Source organism: Nonomuraea africana, assembly GCF_014873535.1.
Classification (GTDB): Bacteria; Actinomycetota; Actinomycetes; order Streptosporangiales; family Streptosporangiaceae; genus Nonomuraea; species Nonomuraea africana.
This window is the reverse complement of the sequence record NZ_JADBEF010000001.1, coordinates 4,662,416-4,678,952: the sequence shown is the minus strand read 5'-3', so window position 1 is coordinate 4,678,952 and position 16,537 is coordinate 4,662,416. Positions and strand designations below refer to the sequence as shown.

General features: G+C 68.8%; 14 protein-coding genes. 6 read left to right on the top strand and 8 right to left on the bottom strand.

Annotated elements, in window-relative coordinates; all coding sequences use genetic code 11:
* Nucleotides 1-123 precede the first annotated feature (123 nt).
* From H4W81_RS22110 to H4W81_RS22095, 4 genes are read left to right on the top strand one after another with little or no spacing between them, the layout of a single operon-like run.
* Complete coding sequence (locus H4W81_RS22110; protein ID WP_192776571.1) at nucleotides 124-2,082, top strand: right-handed parallel beta-helix repeat-containing protein; 1,959 nt, start codon at nucleotides 124-126, stop codon at nucleotides 2,080-2,082.
* Nucleotides 2,079-2,459, top strand: a complete 381-nt coding sequence (locus tag H4W81_RS22105) for a cupredoxin domain-containing protein (protein ID WP_192776570.1) — start codon at nucleotides 2,079-2,081, stop codon at nucleotides 2,457-2,459. Before H4W81_RS22110 ends, H4W81_RS22105 begins: the two co-directional genes overlap by 4 nt.
* The gene (locus H4W81_RS22100) at nucleotides 2,456-3,676 is read left to right on the top strand and encodes a hypothetical protein (protein WP_192776569.1); all 1,221 of its coding nucleotides are present in this window, start codon (nucleotides 2,456-2,458) and stop codon (nucleotides 3,674-3,676) included. The genes H4W81_RS22105 and H4W81_RS22100 overlap by 4 nt, the downstream gene beginning before the upstream one ends.
* Entirely contained in the window at nucleotides 3,673-4,206 is a 534-nt protein-coding gene (locus H4W81_RS22095; protein WP_192776568.1) for a TetR/AcrR family transcriptional regulator, read from the top strand. The genes H4W81_RS22100 and H4W81_RS22095 overlap by 4 nt, the downstream gene beginning before the upstream one ends.
* Here H4W81_RS22095 and H4W81_RS22090 read toward each other — a convergent pair.
* From H4W81_RS22090 to H4W81_RS22080, 3 genes are read right to left on the bottom strand one after another with little or no spacing between them, the layout of a single operon-like run.
* The gene (locus tag H4W81_RS22090) at nucleotides 4,168-5,940 is read right to left on the bottom strand and encodes an NAD+ synthase (RefSeq protein WP_192776567.1); all 1,773 of its coding nucleotides are present in this window, start codon (nucleotides 5,938-5,940) and stop codon (nucleotides 4,168-4,170) included. The two genes, H4W81_RS22095 and H4W81_RS22090, sit on opposite strands and share 39 nt — an antisense overlap.
* A 48-nt stretch (nucleotides 5,941-5,988) precedes the next feature.
* Nucleotides 5,989-7,491 carry a BTAD domain-containing putative transcriptional regulator gene (locus H4W81_RS22085; protein ID WP_192776566.1) on the bottom strand — a complete coding sequence of 501 codons (1,503 nt, stop codon included), beginning with the start codon at nucleotides 7,489-7,491 and terminating at the stop codon, nucleotides 5,989-5,991.
* Nucleotides 7,492-7,529: 38 nt separating this feature from the next.
* Entirely contained in the window at nucleotides 7,530-8,741 is a 1,212-nt protein-coding gene (locus H4W81_RS22080; protein WP_318781879.1) for an MDR family MFS transporter, read from the bottom strand.
* A 78-nt stretch (nucleotides 8,742-8,819) separates the two neighbouring features.
* Here H4W81_RS22080 and H4W81_RS22075 point away from each other — a divergent pair, with 78 nt between their 5' ends.
* A complete protein-coding gene (locus H4W81_RS22075; RefSeq protein WP_225958733.1) occupies nucleotides 8,820-9,755 on the top strand; it encodes a DUF5937 family protein in 936 nt (311 codons plus the stop codon).
* Here H4W81_RS22075 and H4W81_RS22070 read toward each other — a convergent pair.
* From H4W81_RS22070 to H4W81_RS22060, 3 genes are read right to left on the bottom strand one after another with little or no spacing between them, the layout of a single operon-like run.
* Nucleotides 9,739-10,533 (bottom strand): expansin EXLX1 family cellulose-binding protein, encoded by a 795-nt coding sequence (locus H4W81_RS22070; protein ID WP_192776564.1) that lies wholly within the window; start codon nucleotides 10,531-10,533, stop codon nucleotides 9,739-9,741. The two genes, H4W81_RS22075 and H4W81_RS22070, sit on opposite strands and share 17 nt — an antisense overlap.
* A gap of 55 nt (nucleotides 10,534-10,588) precedes the next feature.
* On the bottom strand, nucleotides 10,589-11,473 hold the full coding sequence (locus tag H4W81_RS22065; RefSeq protein WP_225960007.1) for a terpene synthase family protein: 885 nt from the start codon (nucleotides 11,471-11,473) through the stop codon (nucleotides 10,589-10,591).
* Nucleotides 11,474-11,493: 20 nt separating this feature from the next.
* Nucleotides 11,494-12,039 (bottom strand): EF-hand domain-containing protein, encoded by a 546-nt coding sequence (locus tag H4W81_RS22060; RefSeq protein WP_192776562.1) that lies wholly within the window; start codon nucleotides 12,037-12,039, stop codon nucleotides 11,494-11,496.
* A gap of 215 nt (nucleotides 12,040-12,254) precedes the next feature.
* Here H4W81_RS22060 and glnA point away from each other — a divergent pair, with 215 nt between their 5' ends.
* Nucleotides 12,255-13,619, top strand: coding sequence for a type I glutamate--ammonia ligase (gene glnA / locus H4W81_RS22055; protein ID WP_192776561.1), 1,365 nt, complete (start codon nucleotides 12,255-12,257; stop codon nucleotides 13,617-13,619).
* Between the two features lie 120 nt (nucleotides 13,620-13,739).
* Here glnA and H4W81_RS49415 read toward each other — a convergent pair whose 3' ends face one another.
* Nucleotides 13,740-15,422 (bottom strand): pre-toxin TG domain-containing protein, encoded by a 1,683-nt coding sequence (locus H4W81_RS49415; protein ID WP_192776560.1) that lies wholly within the window; start codon nucleotides 15,420-15,422, stop codon nucleotides 13,740-13,742.
* Nucleotides 15,423-15,486: 64 nt separating this feature from the next.
* Nucleotides 15,487-16,314, bottom strand: coding sequence for a tetratricopeptide repeat protein (locus H4W81_RS22045; RefSeq protein ID WP_192776559.1), 828 nt, complete (start codon nucleotides 16,312-16,314; stop codon nucleotides 15,487-15,489).
* Nucleotides 16,315-16,537 lie beyond the last annotated feature (223 nt).

Here is a 16,537-nt window from a genome sequence, read left to right as displayed (position 1 = left end):
CCGTGGCAAAGAACATGTCAGGCCACCGTACGCATCGGGCGTTGGGCAGGCATGGGGTCAGCGGATCACGTGCAGTGCGGCGGGCTCTAGGCAGAACGTGAGCAATGTTCTAGTCTCGCCGCCATGCCCCTCATCGCGCGCCGGACCTTATCCCTCCTGGGCCTGGTCCTCGTCCTCCTCCTGCCGGCCTCCGCCGTCCTCGCGCACGAAGAGCGGGAGGTGAAACTGCCCGACGGCACGGGAAGTGTGCCCGTCCACCGGCAGGGGGAGCCCGACCTGCTGGTCTGCAAGACGGATAAATCAGATTTCGAGCGTCGGATCGCGAAATTTCCGGATGAGCTGAAGCAGCGCAACCTCCGCCTCTTCGCCAGGTGCCAGAAGGAGGGGTTCCGGCACCTGCAGCAGGCGGTCGACCAGGTAGACAGGCCCGGGATGAACATCGCCATCCTGCCCGGCCTCTACCTGGAGGAGCCCGGTCAGCCCGCGCCCACGGGCGAGTGCGCCAACCTCAAGGCCCGCTGGTCGAGCTGGGGCTACCAGATCCTCTCCTACGAGCAGCAGGTCCAGTGCCCGCACAACCAGAACCTGGTCGCCATCCTCGGCAAGAAGGACCTGCAGATCGAGGGCACCGGCGCGGGCCCGCTGGACGTGGTCGTCGACGCGCAGTACCGCAAGCTCAACGCGATCCGCGCCGACATGACCGACGGCGTCTACTTCAGGAACTTCACCGCCCAGCGCACGACGTTCAACTCGCTCTACATCCTGGCCACCGACGGCTTCGTCATCGACCGCATGCTGACCAGGTGGAACGACGAGTACGGCTTCCTCACCTTCGCCAGCGACCACGGCCTCTACACCGACTGCGAGTCGTACGGCAACGGCGACTCGGGCATCTACCCCGGCAGCGCCTCCAACATCAACGACGGCCGCGGTTACGAGGTGCCGCGCTACGCCATCGAGATCAGGCGCTGCAAGAGCCACCACAACATGGTCGGCTACTCGGGCACGGCGGGCGACTCGGTCTGGGTGCACGACAGCGAGTTCTGGGGCAACCTCGCCGGCGCCACCATGGACAGCGCCTTCCCCGGGCACCCCGGCCTGCCGCAGAACCACGCCAAGTTCGAGAACAACAAGATCCACGACAACAACGCCACCTACTACGAGCACGTCAAGGACGGCACCTGCGCCAAGCCGCCCGCCGAGCGCGGCTACGAGAAGGGTGTGGTCTGCCCGCAGATCGGCCTGCCGCCCGGCAGCGGCATCATCACCGCGGGCGGCAACTGGAACGTCTTCAGGAACAACCAGATCTGGGGGCACGACAACGCCGCGTTCAACCTGATGGCGGTGCCCGCCTTCATCAGGGGCGAGGAGTCGTGGGACAAGCAGTTCGACACCTCCCACCACAACCTGTACACGGGCAACCAGCTGAAGGACAACGGCGCCGACGTCTACTGGGACGGCCAGGGCCGCGCCAACTGCTGGGAGGGCGTGCGGGTGACCAGCCCCGGCGCGCTGCCCGGCTGTGGCGGCGCGGGCCCCGCCAGGGTGGTGGCCGAGCCGGTCAAGCTCGTGCAGATGTACCTGTGCAACGACTACAGCATCAGCGACCGGCGACTCCCCGGCGGCTGCTGGTGGTTCGGCTCCAGCGGCCTGGCCAGGGTGGAGGTGCAGCTCGCGCTGGGCGGCTCCCTCGTGCTCGCCCTGATGGCGGTACTGCTGTGGCGGCGTCGCCTGCGCTCGCGCTGGGCGTTGCCGCTGACCGTCGCCGGCCTGGCGGGGCTCGCCCTCGACGTGCTGGGCGCGCTCGACGGCTACACCGCGCTGCCCGCCGTCGCGCTGGCGCTGACCGGGATCTGGCTGCTCGGCGCGGGCTGGATCGCGCGCGGCGCGTTCGGCTGGTTCACGGTCGTGCTCGGCGCGCTATACCTGGTCGACGCCTTCGACCGGGCGGTGTGGATGCTGCCGGTGATACCGATCGGGCCTGGCTGGGTCCGCGGACTCCTCACCGGGGTCTGGGTGCTGTGCGCGGTCGTCGTGGTGGCGCCCAGGCGCAAGGTCACACGGGAAGAGGCGGCGGCGTGAGACGGGCGGCGGTCCTGCTGGCGTGCGCGCTGGTCACGGGGTGCGGGCCGATCTCTGAGACCCATCACAGACCGGGCACCGGGCATGAGGTCGCCACGGGCGCGCCGCAACCGGGAGAGCCGCGCGCCGAGATCACCATCTCCAAGGGGCAGGTGTCGCCGCCTTCCGGCTGGCTGGAGGTGAAGCGGGGCCAGACCGTCAGCCTGACCGTGACCAGCGACGTCGCCGACGAGCTGCACGTGCACGGCTTCGACGTCACGCAGGAGCTCCAGCCCGGCAAGCCCGCAAATATCAGGTTCAAGGCTGATATGTCGGGCGTGTTTGAGGTCGAGACTCACGGGAGCAAGCTGGTGCTCATCCAGCTGGCGGTGAAATGACCGGAGTGCTCGCGCACGGGATCGGCAGCCGAAGCGACCTGCCGATCCCGCTCTTCTACGCCTACGCGGGGGCATTCGCCGCGCTGGTCGTGTCGTTCCTCGCGCTGGGCCTGCTGTGGGCGGACTCCCGCTTCAGGGGCGACAGCGCGGGGCGGGCGTTGTCGTGGCGTCCGCCCGCCACGGCGATCCGCGCCGTCACCGCGATACTGGCGCTCTACACCCTCGGCTGGCTGCTGCTCGGGCCCGCCGAGGACAACGCCGCGCCGTACCTCGTCTATGTGATCTTCTGGGTGGGGCTGGTGCCCGCGTCGCTGCTGTTCGGGCCGGTGTGGCGGCTGGCCAACCCGTTCAGGCTGCTGCCCGACCGGCCGCGGCGCCCGCTGCCCGGCCGGCTCGGCTACTGGCCCGCCGCGGCGGGCCTGTTCGCCTTCACCTGGATGGAGCTGGTCTCATCCGAACCCGCCGCCTCCGCGACGCTGCTGGTCTTCCTGCTGGCGTACGGCGCCGCGCAGGTGGCGGGGACGCTCGCCTACGGCCACGCATGGCTGGAGAAAGGCGACCCCTTCGAGGTCTACTCCACGCTCGTCGGCCACCTGTCGCCCCTCGGCCGCAGGGCGGACGGCACGCTCGTGCTGCGCAGCCCCTTCGACGGCCTCGACGCCGTCGTCCAGGCTCCTGGGCTGGTGGCCACCGTCTGCGTGCTCCTCGGCAGCACCGGCTACGACGGCTTCGCCGGCGCGCCCGTCTGGGTGAACGCGCTGCAGACCGGCCCGCTCGGCAGGACGGGCCTCGGCACCGTCGGCTTGCTGGTGGCGATCGGGGGAGTGGCGGCGCTCTACACCGTGTGCCTGTGGGCGGCGGGCCTGATCGGCGGCGCGCGGGGCCTGACGCCCAGGTTCGCGCACTCGCTGGTACCAATCGCCATCGGCTACCTGGTCGCCCACTACTTCTCGCTCTTCGTCATCGAGGGTCAGCGGGCCGTGATCCTCGCGCTCGGCCTGAGCGCCCAGGTGAACCAGGACGTCGTGAGCCCGGGCGTCATCGCCACCGTCCAGGTGCTCGCCATCGTCGCCGGGCACGTGGTCGGCGTGGTGGCCGCGCACGACAGGTCGGTGCGCCTGCTCGAGCCCGCCAAGGCCGTCGCGGGGCAGATCCCGCTGTTCGTGCTCATGGTCTGCTACACGCTCGGCGGCCTGACCCTACTCTTTGCCGCATGAGACGCACCCCGCTCCAACGGCGCAGCGCCGAGAGGGTCGACCGCATGCTCGACGCGGCCGCCGCGCTGCTGGACGACGGCGGCTACGACGCGCTGAGCACCCGCGCCGTGGCCACCCGCACCGGCATGCCCATCGGCTCGATCTACCGCTTCTTCAACGACAAGCGCTCGCTGGCGGCGGCGCTGACCCGGCGCAACCTGGACCAGTTCCTGTCCAGGCTCGAGCCGAAGCTGGCCGGCGCCTCGGGGTGGGACCCGGTGATCGACACCGTCGTGGACGAATACCTCGACATGAAGGCCACGGTGCCCGGCTTCGCCGTCCTCGACTTCGGGGACAACGCCGAGGTGGCGCAGGCGCTGGCCGGGCTGCTCGGGCTGCGCGACGGCGCCAGGGTGCTGCTGGTGGCCGTGGAGGCCGCCGACGCCCTGCTCAGGGCGCACCACGACGAGCCCGAGCTGGTGGCGGAGACCAAGCAGCTGCTGCGCTCCTACCTAGGCAGGCGTCTCCCGCCACCTGTTGGTGATCGGTAGCCTGCGGTCCCTGCCGAAGTTCTTCGGGGTGATCTTCGGGCCCGGCGGGTACTGCCGCCGCTTGTACTCCGCCAGGTCGACCAGCCGGATGATCCGCGCCACCAGCGCGGGATCATGGCCCGCCGCGATCAGCTCGGCCGAGCCCATGTCCTTCTCGACGTAGTCGTCCAGCAGCCGGTCGAGCACCTCGTACGGCGGCAGCGAGTCGGTGTCGCGCTGGTCGGGCCGCAGCTCGGCGCTGGGCTCCTTGGTGATGGAGTTGTCCGGGATCGGCCGCTCGGCCCGCATCAGGAACGACGGGTCGGAGTTCTCGTTGCGCCACCTCGCCAGGGCCCAGACCATCGTCTTCGGCACGTCCTTGATCGGCGCGAACCCGCCGGCCGAGTCGCCGTACAGCGTGGAGTAGCCGGTGGCCAGCTCGCTCTTGTTGCCCGTGGTCAGCACCAGGTGGCCGTGCTCGTTCGACAGGCCCATGAGGATCATTCCGCGCACCCTGGCCTGCAGGTTCTCCGCGGCCAGGCCCGACAGGTCGATCTCCTTCTCGAAGGCGTTGACGATGTCGGAGATGGGCACGATCCGCGAGTTGACCCCCTGCCTGAGCACCAGCTCCTCGGCGTCGCCGAGCGAGTGCTCGGAGGAGTAGCGGGAGGGCATCATGACGACGTGCACCCGCTCGGGCCCGATCGCGTCGGAGGCGATGGCCGCCGTCAGCGCGGAGTCGATGCCGCCCGACAGGCCGAGGATCACCGAGCCGAAGCCGTTCTTCGCCACGTAGTCGCGCACCGCCAGCACCAGCGCGTGGTAGACCTCGCCGGTGTCGTCGAGCCTGGCCTCGATCTCGTTCGTCACGGGCTCGTACGGCGCGACGGGCTCGGCCGACAGCACCAGCCGCTCCACCGTGATCGTCGTGCCGTCGCCCGCGTCGTAGGGGAACAGGCCCGGCTCGGCGTCGGAGACCGGCAGGTTGAGGTCGACGACGAGCAGCTCCTCGCGGAACTGCCCCGCCCTCGCCACCAGCTCGCCCGCCTCGTCGACGACGAGCGAGTCGCCGTCGAAGACCAGCTCGTCCTGGCCGCCGACCTGGTTGGCGTAGACCAGCGCGCAGCCGGCCTCGCGCGCCCTGCGCGCCACCAGCTCCAGGCGGACGTCGTCCTTCTCCCGCTCGTACGGCGAGGCGTTCGGCACCACGAGCAGCCCCGCGCCCGCCTCGCCGACCACCGCGACGGGACCGCCCTCCTGCCACAGGTCCTCGCACACCGCGATCGCCACGTCGACGCCGTGCAGGCGGAAGATGGGCAGCCGGTCACCCCTGACGAAGTAGCGGTACTCGTCGAAGACGCCGTAGTTGGGCAGGTGGTGCTTGGCCGTGCGGGTGACCACCCGGCCCCTGTGGAGGAGGGCGGCGGCGTCGAGCGGCGCGCCCTTGGGCTGGCCGACGCGCGGGGCGAGGCCGGCCCTGTCGACGTAGCCCACGACGACGGGCAGCTCGCCGAGGCCCTCGTCGGCCAGCCGTGCCGCGACGTCGTCGAGCGCCCTGATGCTGGCGTCCACGAAGGACGTGCGCAGCACGAGGTCCTCTACCGGGTAGCCGGTCAGGAACATCTCGGTGAACAGGGCGAGGTGCGCGCCGCGGTCGGCGGCGTCGCGCGTCCATCTCACAAGGGCGTCGGCGTTGGCCGTCAGGTCGCCAACGACCGGATTGGTCTGAACCAGGGCAATGCGCAATGGGGCCACGTCAACAGCCTAGTACCCCGTTCTCTTTATCGTCAAAGCGACGATAAGTCACGTGTTGTCTCCTGGCGTCACCAGGCCCGTCTCGTAGGCGGCCACCACCAGCTGCGCCCGGTCGAACAGGCCCAGGTGGTCGAGCAGCCCGGCGACCGTGTCGGCCACCTGGCGGTCGGGGACGGCGAGCGTGCGGGCGATCTGCCGGTTGGTCAGCCCGCGGGCGATCAGCCTCAGCACGTCGAGCTGGGGATCGGCCAGCCCGGCCAGCGCCGGGGGAGCGGCCGGGTCGGGCGTGCCGGCGAAGGCGGAGATGATGCGCGTGGTCAGCGCGGGGTCGATGAGCGCGTCGCCCGCCGCGGCGGCGCGCATGGCTGCCACGAGCTGCTCGGGAGCCGAGGTCTTGAGCACGAACCCGCTGACCCCCGCGCGCAGCGCGGCGTAGAGGTTCTCGTCGGTGCCGAAGGTGGTCATCATGATGACCTTGGGCGGCTCCTCGTCGGCGAGGATCCTGCGGGCCGCGGTCAGGCCGTCGAGCCTCGGCATCTGGATGTCGAGCAGGACCAGGTCGGGCCGGGTATCGCGGACCACCCCGATCGCCTGCTCGCCGTCCGCGGCCTCGCCCGCCAGCTCCAGCCCGGGCTCGGTGTCGATCACGACCCGCAGCCCGGTCCTGACCAGCGCCTGGTCGTCGGCCACCACGACCCTCAGCGCCCGCGCCGCGCCCCCGGACTCGTCGTCCGATGCCCCGGGTCCACCCGCCGCTCCCGCTCCTGACCACCCGCCCGAAGGGGGCCCCTCGACCGGGGGCAGGTCCAGGTGGGGCGACTGGCTGAGCATGTCGGCCTCCAGCCGCTGCAGGAGACCGGAGGGGTCGAGGCCGAGCTCCTCCCGCCAGATCGTCCTGGCCCGGCGCAGGGCGCCCAGCGCGTCGCCCTGCCGTCCGCTCCGGTAGAGAGCCGTGGCCAGCAGCCGCCACCCCTCCTCCCGCAGCGGGTGCGCCGAGGCGTGCGCCTCCAGGTCGGGCACGAGCGCGGCCGACCGGCCGAGCCGCAGCCCCGCCTCCGCCCGCCGCTCGATCGCGACCAGGCGCAGCTCCTCCAGCCGTCCCGCCTCGGTCGAGGCCCACGCCAGGTCGGCGAACTCGGCCAGGGCGGGGCCCCGCCACAGCGCGAGGGCCGCCTCCATCGACGTCCAGACGGCCGCCGCCGGCCCCTCCGTTCTGGCCAGCTGCTCGAAGCGCCAGCAGGCCACCTGGTCGGTCGTGGCGCGCAGCGCGTAGCCGGGTGGGGCCGACACCAGCACCCCCGCCTCCGACCGCGGCGCCCGGTCCGGCTCGAGGGCGCGCCGCAGCCGCGACACGTATCCCTGGATGGTCGACAGGGCCTGCGCGGGCGGCCCGCCGGGCCACAGGTCGTCGATGAGGATGGTCACGGGCACCGCCCGGCCCCTGGCCACCAGCAGTCTGGCCAGCACGGCCATCTGGCGCTGGCCGCCGAGGTCGAGGGGGAGTCCGTCGAGACAGACCTGGAACGGTCCCAATGCGCTGAAGGTCACCATGGCAGGCGTAAGGGTATCTTCGCCGCGCCAACGGCGAATCAATCTTCGTTCAACGCGGCCCTGCGCCTGATCGCGGGGGCGAGCGCCACCCCGGCCACCGCCGTCACCAGGCCGATGGCGCCGACCGTCAGCCACAGCGCGAGACTGCTGACCTCCAGCAGCGGCGTCATCAGCGGCGCGGCCATGCCGGCCACCGCCCACGCGAAGCCGAACAGCCCGGCGTACCTGCCGCGCAGGTGCGCGGGGGCCAGCGAGGCGACGATGGCGCCCGCGATTCCGGCGGTGACGATCTCGCCGACGGTCCAGACCACGATGGTGGCCACCAGGGTGATCGTGGAGGTGACGAAGGCGGTCAGCGCGAAACCGACTCCCATGATCCCGACGCCCAGGGCGAAGGTCCTGGTGGGATCCCTGCGGCCCAGCCAGTCCGACACCAGCGGCTGCATGACCACGATGAGCACGCCGTTGGCCGCCATCGCCACGCCGAACTGGGCGGTGCTCAGGCCCGCCAGCTTCATCGCCACGGGCAACGTGGTGAAGGTCTGGCTGTAGACCAGGGCGTTGCCGAGCACCATGACGGTGAAGCCCAGCATCAGCCGGTCGCGCAGCACTTGGCGCATGCCGCCGCCCGTGGCCCTCTCGGAGGGCGCGGGCCTGGTCTCGGGCACCGCACGCCACACCAGCACGGCGAAGACCACGCTGCTGACCGCGTCGAACCAGAACAGCCACATGAAGCCCGACTGGGCCAGCCAGCCGCCGGCCGTCATGCCGATCGCGTAACCCAGGTTGATCGCCCAGAACAGCAGGCCGTACGCCCTGGGCCGCTCGGCGGGCGCGATCAGGTCGGCCACCAGGGCGCTGGAGGCGGGCCGGTAGGCGTCGATCACCAGGCCGAGCACGAACATGGAGGTCAGGATCGCCGGCAGCGTCGTGCTGTAGCCGAGCGCCAGCATCGCCACGGCGGTGGCCAGCATGCCGCCCGACAGCGTCGCCCTGCGCCCGATGCGGTCGGCCAGAGACCCGGCGATCAGCTGGGAGACCAGGGAACCCGCGCCGAACACCGCCATGACCACGCCCGCGGCCGTCAGCGAAAGGCCCCGCGACTGGGTCAGGTACACCCCGGTGAACGGCATCACCATGGTGCCGAGCCGGTTCACCAAAGTGCCGCTCCACAGCGCCCAGAACGGGCGCGGCAGACCGCCGATCTTGGACTGCAGGAACGTGGGCTTCTCACTGATAACGCTAGTCACAGAGGCAAGGTTCGTGCACTGCTGTCGGAGTCGCGAACGGTTTAGTGCAGACTAAAAGCTATGTGCATCGTGTGGACCATGAGGTCAGAAGACGTGGCGCGCATCAGGTTCGCCTTCTCGCCCATGTGGGAGCTCGTCGCCAGCCTGCGCACCCTGCGCGACCCCGCCCGCCAGTCCGTGCACCTGCCGTGGATCAAGGCCGTGCGCCCCCGGCTGCCCGCGCTCGACCTGGCCGAGCTGCTCGCGCTGGTGCCGCCGAGCGGTTACCTCGCCGACTTCCTCACCCCGCCCCCCGACACCCCGCTGCCGGACTTCGCCGCCGAACTCGACAGGGTACGGCGGACGCCGCCGGCCCGCGCGGCCGAGGAGGCGGCGCTCCTGCCGGGCACCGAGCGCTTCCGCGCCGACCCCGCCGCCGGCGTGGCCAGGGTGGCGGACGCGCTCGAGGCCTACTGGGAGTCGTGCTTCGCCGAGTACTGGCCCCGCGTGTACGGCCTGCTGGAGCGCGACGTGCTGCGCCGCTCCCGCGAGCTGGCCACCGGCGGGGCCAGGCAGCTGTTCGCCGGCCTCGACCCGGCCATCGTGTGGAACGGCGAGCAGCTGACGATCGACCGGCCGTGGTGCGTGGGGGCCGCGCAGCTGTTCGGTGACGGTCTGGTCCTGCTGCCCTCGGCGTTCTACTGGCCGAGCGTGGCGGTGATGTCGGCGCCCTACCAGTCGATGCTCGTCTATCCGGTGCAGGGGATCGGCACGCTGTGGGAGCAGGGCCCGCCGCCCGCCCCCGACGCGCTCGCCGCGCTCATCGGGCGCAGCAGGGCGCAGATCCTCACCGCGCTCGCCGAGCCCACCACCACCTCGGCCCTGGCCAGGCGGATGTCGCTCAGCGCGGGCGCGGTCAGCCAGCACCTCGGCGTGCTGTCGGCGGGCGGGCTCGCGGTCGGCAGGCGCCTGGGCAAGGAGGTCCTCTACCGGCGCACGGCCACGGGTGACGCGCTGGCTAGCACCGCCGCCTGACCCGCTCGGCGGCCAGCGGCGAGGGGACAGGGACGCTCATGCCGGCCGGCGTCGGCGTCGTCGTGACGGGTGCCGCCGCCTTCGTCGCGTCGTAGAGCCTGACGGCCGTCCGCTGGATCCGGCCGGGGGCCAGCTCCACGCCCGTGACGGTCGCGCTCTGGCCGTGCACGTCGGTCACCCGCAGCTGGAAGGGCCCCGCGCCGGCGCCGCGCGGGGCCACCCAGTAGCCGTCGGAGCCGCGGTCGAGGTCGCGCCACTCGCCGCCGCGGAGGATCTCCACCCTGTGCAGCGGGTTGCCGTGGTCGATCACCTGCAGCGCCATCCAGCCCGCCGTGGAGCCCTCGCGCACCTTGACGGACAGGCCCCTGGCCAGCTCCGGGTTGCGGACGGTGCGGTAGACGACCTTCGCCACGCCCGCGCGCGGGTCGGCGATCCTGGCGAACGCCGCCCTGCTGAGGTCCACCTCGCCCGAGCGGCAGGACGGGCAGCTGTCGACGACCTGCACGCGGACGGTCCCGCGCGGCCCCGTCACGTCGAGGTAGCCGCCGCACAGCCTGGAGCCCGCGTACTCTCCCGCCGAGACCGAGGCGTACAGCTGGCCGCCGGAGAGCGAGCAGGTGCCGGCCGTGCCCTGGTAGTACATCGCCCTGCCGGTCCTGGTGGGCTGCGCGTCCGCCGCCGCGCAGCCGTCGTGACGCAGCAGGCTCGCCATCCACAGGGTGACGGCGAGGGCGGCGAGCACCGTCATGCCCGCCACGCCCCGGCGTCGCCAGGTCACCGGCTTCGCGTGTCTTCCCCCCATGTTGAATACATAGGGAGATCGGTCGGTGACGTTACGTGTACCGTTCGGTCTCGGTGATCCAGTCCAGGTGCGCGCGGGGCGAGGTGAGGTAGGCGCAGGCGACCTTGCTCACGTCCCTGGCGGTCTTCGGCGGCAGCGTCTCCAGGGGCAGGCGGCGGGCCGCCGCCCGCATGTCCGCGCACCGCTCCACGATCCTGTCGAGTACCCAGTCCATGGCCTGCGACGGGCTGAGGCCCAGTTCGTGCGCGGCGACCACCACGAAGTTGTGCGCGTCGCCGCGCTCCTTCGCCAGCGAGGCCACGTCGTTGCACCAGGCCGCGACGTCGGCGCACGACTCCACGAGCGCCTGCCACGGCTCGTCCGCGTGGAGCTCGGGCGGCACCTCCACTCCCAGGCACGGTTCGACCAGGTCGAACAGGTACGGCCCGGCCGTCCCCCTCCGCAGCAGGGGGTACTCCTCGATGCTCGGCACCCGCGCGCCCGCCCTGTTGCCCGCCTCGGTACGGCACGCGTCAGCGTGCCGCTGCAGGTTGGTCGCGAAGCGCAGCCGCCAGTCGTCGCTCATCGCCGCGCTCGTGATCTTCCACAGGTCGGCGAAGGCCGCCTCCAGCGGGTGCGCGCCGTTGCCGTCGAACAGCCTCGGGTACGGCTGGCACTCCTCGTCCACCTGGTCGTCCAGGTGGAACAGCCAGGTCAGCCACTGCGCGAACAGCGCGGCCGAGCCCGCGTCGAACTCGGCGAAGGCACGGGCGGCCAGGCGGTGACAGCTCGCCCTGCGATCCACCCGCAGGCCCGTCCTCCTGGTCCAGTCGATGACCGCGGCCTCGATCGCGTAGACCGAACGGTGCATCCTGCACGGCGCCGCCAGGGCGGGGACGCGTTCGATGAGCGGGGTGAGCACGCTCGGTGAGGACATGGTGAGCACGGCAGATCCCCTTAGAGCGGGCCGAACAGCCAGTTGCCGGCGGCGTGCGGGTCGTCGCCGGTGTAGAACTCCCTGGCCGCCTCGACCAGGTCGGCCACCGCGAGCGTGCCGTCACGGTCGTGGTCGAGCCGGTCGAAGGCCTCGTCCACGTCGTCGTAGGCGGTGCCGAAGGCGCTGAGCAGCATGCGGAACTCCCGCGGGCCGACCCTGCCGTCCCCGTCCTCGTCGCACAGTTCGGCGACCGCCGAGGCGGCCGGCCTGAAGACGGGGTCGAACCGGTCGCCCTCGATGAAGGCCGACGTCATGCTCGCGTGGAACTCCTGGCAGCTGATCGCGCCGTCGCCGTCCCTGCCGAGCTGGGCCGACAACGCCGTCCAGATACGGTCGAAGCTCTGCACGAGGCGGTCGCCCCTGACGGAGGTGGGCGACTCCCCGAACCCCACCAGCAGGCGCGCGCCGAGCCCCAGCAGGTCGTCGCGCTCGATCGCCCCCGCGCCGTTGACGTCGATGTGCGTGAAAGCCTTGTCGAGCTTTCGTTTACGCAGCTCAGCGCTCATGTGTTGCCTCCCCGAGACAGCGGTGCTTGATCACACTAGGAGGGCGGGGCGGCGTTTGTCAGCGAGGCACGCGCTCGGTCCGGCCCCGTGATCACGGCGCGGGCGCGAGGGAGGGCCCCGCCGATCTCGCGGGGATGTCTCCCCGTAACGTGCGCGAAACACGCGACGGGCAGACTGTAGAGGACCAGACATGTCTTTTCAGTCAAGGGGATGCCTTGGACCGTCAGCAGGAGTTCGTTCTCCGCACGCTAGAGGAGCGCGACATCCGGTTCATCCGGCTGTGGTTCACTGACGTGCTCGGCTTCCTCAAGTCCGTCGCCATCGCGCCCGCCGAGCTCGAGGGCGCCTTCGCCGAGGGCATCGGCTTCGACGGCTCGGCGATCGAGGGATTCGCCCGCGTCTACGAGAGCGACATGCTCGCCAAGCCCGATCCGGCCACCTTCCAGATCCTGCCCTGGCGCAGCGAGGTGCCCGGCGCGGCCCGCATCTTCTGCGACATCCTCATGCCGGACGGCTCGCCCTCCCACGCCGATCCGCGCTGGGTGCTCAAGCGGGCCCTCGCCAAGTGCGCCGACATGGGCTTCACCTTCTACACCCACCCCGAGATCGAGTTCTTCCTGCTGAAGGACCGGCCCGAGGTGGGCGGGCCGAGGCCCGAGCCGATCGACTCAGGCGGCTACTTCGACCACACCCCGCACAGCGCGGGCCACGACTTCCGCCGCCAGGCGATCATGATGCTCGAGTCGATGGGCATCTCGGTGGAGTTCAGCCACCACGAGGGCGCGCCGGGCCAGCAGGAGATCGACCTGCGCTACGCCGACGCCCTCACCACCGCCGACAACATCATGACCTTCCGCCTGGTCATGAAGGAGGTGGCGCTGGAGCAGGGCATCTGGGCCTCCTTCATGCCCAAGCCGTTCACCGAGCACCCGGGCTCCGGCATGCACACCCACATGTCGCTGTTCGAGGGCGACCGCAACGCCTTCTACGAGGCGGGCGCCGACTACCAGCTGTCCAAGATCGGCCGCTCCTTCATCGCGGGGCTGCTCAGGCACGCCGCCGAGATCACCGCGGTCACCAACCAGTGGGTCAACTCCTACAAGCGGCTGTGGGGCGGGGCCGAGGCCATCGCCGGGCAGGGCGGCGAGGCGCCCTCCTACATCTGCTGGGGCCACAACAACCGCTCGGCGCTGGTCCGCGTGCCGATGTACAAGCCGCACAAGGGCGGCTCCACCCGCATCGAGTTCCGCTCCCTCGACTCCGCCTGCAACCCCTACCTCGCCTTCGCGCTCGTGCTGGCGGCGGGGCTGAAGGGCATCGAGGAGGGCTACGAGCTGCCGGCGCCCGCCGAGGACAACGTCTGGGCGCTGACCAGCGCCGAACGGCGCGCCCTCGGCATCCAGCCGCTGCCGGGCTCGCTCGACGAGGCCATCGCGGTGATGGAGCGCAGCGAACTGGTCGCCGAGACGCTCGGCGAGCACGTCTTCGACTACTTCCTGCGCAACAAGCGCACGGAGTGGCGCGAGTACCGCCGCCACGTCACCGAGTTCGAACTCGGCCGCTACCTGCCGGTGCTCTGACCAGGAGGTACGCCCTGCCGTCGAGCGGTCCCGCATGTGTGAGGGTCGCTCGACAGCAGGGCGTGTTTCGATGGAGGCCCAGGCGTAAGGAATTTGCCGGCCGTCTTCATTCCTTGACTTCTATGGGAAGGTGCGGACTATCACTTCGAGTCGCTCAGAGTCAACTATCTCGAGGATAGTCTCTCGCAGTTCTTCCGTGACATGGTCAGGAGTGCCGGGCGGAACGCGTATATCCAACGTCACCCTCGACCCAGGGGCGTGATACGCCAATTCGTCGGCATGGTTCACCAAGTCATATATCGTGTCTCCACTGGCGAACGTCTTCGCGAATGGGTTGTGCGTCTTGATGCTCACGCTATGAGTATGGTCAGCAGAGACGAAGTCGACGAGCGGGAAATTCCTGGCTTTCTCATAACCAGGAAGGCTATCGGTTTCCAGATATTCTTGATACTCGGCCCGAGCAAGGTGATCTTGGATCTGCCGACCTCGCTCTCTTTCGCCCTTCAGCCAGAAGTCATCCACGATTGCCGGATGTGGGCCAACGTCATCTGGTGAAACGTTCGATGCCGCCGGGCCGCCAGACTCCTGCGCTCTTCTGTGCGCATCCAAGGATCGGTCGGCCGGCTTTGCTATATCGCCGGCATCGTCAACCTGCTTTGCGATATCGCCGACGTCGTCGACCTTGTCTGCCATTCGGAAGAGTTTTCCGATCGGCGGAAGGAGTGGAAGCACGCCAAGAATGCGTTCCCACGTCTCCAGCTTATTGCCCAAGATATCCTCGCCGGCTATCGCCTCCATGACTCCCTTTATGTCACCGACGACAGGAAGACAGTCGAGGATGAATGAGCCTACCCGGGCATGTACCATTGGGTCGGGATCGCTTTGTTCCTTGCTGTCGCCGGACAGATGCTCAACCCACACCCGCTCGTCGGCTGGAACAGCCCTATCGCCAAATGGCCCTATCGACGCTCGCAAAGCATCGACCTCAGACCACTGCTGCCACAGTTCGTCAGCAATGAACCCTTTGACGGTTTCCGCGACGGCGTGCCCTCCCTTGTCTCGAAGAACGGCAAGGAAAACATCAAGACTAGTCGTAAATTTCCCTTCATCATCCTGTTGCCAACGGTCATGCAAAAGGTCTGCAAGTACCGAAAAACCGCCCGGGCCCAGCCGTTCAGCGGTGATCCAGATGGCGATCAATACATTTAGATCAGCACCTTTCTTGAGGTCAGCCTCAGCCAGATCAGCCAGATCGTGGATGACCACCAATTCCTGATCGTTGAAGTCATAGGACATCAGGGGCTGCTCCGGTGCTTCGGAGTACTCACGTTCGCGGCCCTCGGCCCGCTGCTTCCGCTCTCCCTCATCCCCGCGATCCTCAGCTGGCCGATCGCTCTCATACCCGGCAGTGTCCAGCACCTCCAGGAAGATGCGGTCGTCTCCTGGGAGCTCTGGCGCTTCCAGGAAGATGCCGTCGTCTCTCGGGAGGTCTGGGGGTTCCTGGAAGATGCGGTCGTCTCCTGGGAGCTCTGGCGCTTCCAGGAAGATGCCGTCGTCTCTCGGGAGGTCTGGGGGTTCCTGGAAGATGCGGTCGTCCCCCGGGAGCTCTGGCAGTTCCTGGAAGATGCCGCCATCTCCTGGAAGCTGCGGCACCTCCAGGAAGATGCCCTCATGCCCGCCCTCAGGCGGTTGCGCATAGAGAAAGTCGCCCCCGACACCGTCAGGCGCTATTTCTGGTATTGATGGAATCTCAATCTGACCTTGGTCTTCAGAACTTCCATCAAAGCCGGGAAATTCGCCCACTCCTTCTCCTCCTCACAAGAACCTCGCTTTGCTCGATGACCTTTCGTCGCCATCCTCGCGGAAACTATTGAAAGCTGCCGAGATCAGGAAGAGAGTCGACCGCGTTAATAATTGCCGGGACAATGACGAAAATAACGAAGAGAGTCCCGGCAGTAAAGGCCAGCGTGAATGCCAGCATGAACGCCTTGTAGATCCAATGCGACACACCTGGCCTAATAACGGTGTTGGTGCTCCTATCGTATATCCGGTATGCGTTGAAGATTCCTCCAACCTTGCGCCTACCGACTACCTCAACTTCATGGCCCTCGCCCACGTATCCAGCAATGCTGAACGCCCTCATTTCCACTTGCATCAATTCACTGCCACCGCCTTTGGGTTGAAGGCAGAAACTCAAGACGCTTTTATGGCGCACCATCTGTTGGCGAACCTGTCGAGCAAGGCCTTGTGCTTTTCCGGATAGTGGGCGTCGCGCGGTTGTGGAAGTAGGTGGGGGATAGGAGGACGCATTCGTCCGTGTCTGGCCCGACGGGGCCGGACTTGATGGCTTCGTGCTCGCTGCCGGCTGTAGTGCCGCCAGCCTCCTCGCCGCTTCTGGAAAATCGGGCTTTATGCGCTTTGCATTCAAGTAGGCATCGAAGGCCTCCGTCTTTCGCCCTTGAAACTCGAGCGCCAAACCCAAATTATAGAAATTTATTGCCTCGCGGGGATTTCTGGCTATGGCTTGACGGAGCAGCTCTTCCATCCGCTTATAATCCCCCATTTGGAAGCAGCATTTAGCGAGAAGATTAACCACTTTGGGCTCTGCCGCGCCTGACGCGACGAGCGTCTCTAGGGCCGTGCGGGCCTGTGCGATCTGTCCTGCCTGGAAGCTACGTCGAGCTTGTTCGTACATGGTGACCACTCTCACGTATTTTTGAGAACTGCATCCAGTGAAACTGGCCGGAGAGGCTCGCGTCATGTCACGGAATCTCGTGACTTGATATCAAGTAGCGATCTTGATAAACGACTGCGCCGGGCAGCGCACCCGCGACCAACGTGAGGTACCAGATCGCTCGGCTGGGGTACAGGTGCGGCTTGGCCCAGGGGGCAAAGCGGTAAGTGCCTGTTCGAGTCGC

What these genes read in the sequence shown, in the direction of transcription:
- H4W81_RS22110 (WP_192776571.1), top strand. Translation starts at nt 124, where the DNA reads ATGCCCCTCATCGCGCGCCGGACCTTATCCCTCCTGGGCCTGGTCCTC.
- H4W81_RS22045 (WP_192776559.1), bottom strand. Translation starts at nt 16,314, where the DNA reads ATGTACGAACAAGCTCGACGTAGCTTCCAGGCAGGACAGATCGCACAG.
- H4W81_RS22095 (WP_192776568.1), top strand. Translation starts at nt 3,673, where the DNA reads ATGAGACGCACCCCGCTCCAACGGCGCAGCGCCGAGAGGGTCGACCGC.
- H4W81_RS22085 (WP_192776566.1), bottom strand. Translation starts at nt 7,491, where the DNA reads ATGGTGACCTTCAGCGCATTGGGACCGTTCCAGGTCTGTCTCGACGGA.
- H4W81_RS22060 (WP_192776562.1), bottom strand. Translation starts at nt 12,039, where the DNA reads ATGAGCGCTGAGCTGCGTAAACGAAAGCTCGACAAGGCTTTCACGCAC.
- H4W81_RS22065 (WP_225960007.1), bottom strand. Translation starts at nt 11,473, where the DNA reads ATGTCCTCACCGAGCGTGCTCACCCCGCTCATCGAACGCGTCCCCGCC.
- H4W81_RS22100 (WP_192776569.1), top strand. Translation starts at nt 2,456, where the DNA reads ATGACCGGAGTGCTCGCGCACGGGATCGGCAGCCGAAGCGACCTGCCG.
- H4W81_RS22075 (WP_225958733.1), top strand. Translation starts at nt 8,820, where the DNA reads ATGAGGTCAGAAGACGTGGCGCGCATCAGGTTCGCCTTCTCGCCCATG.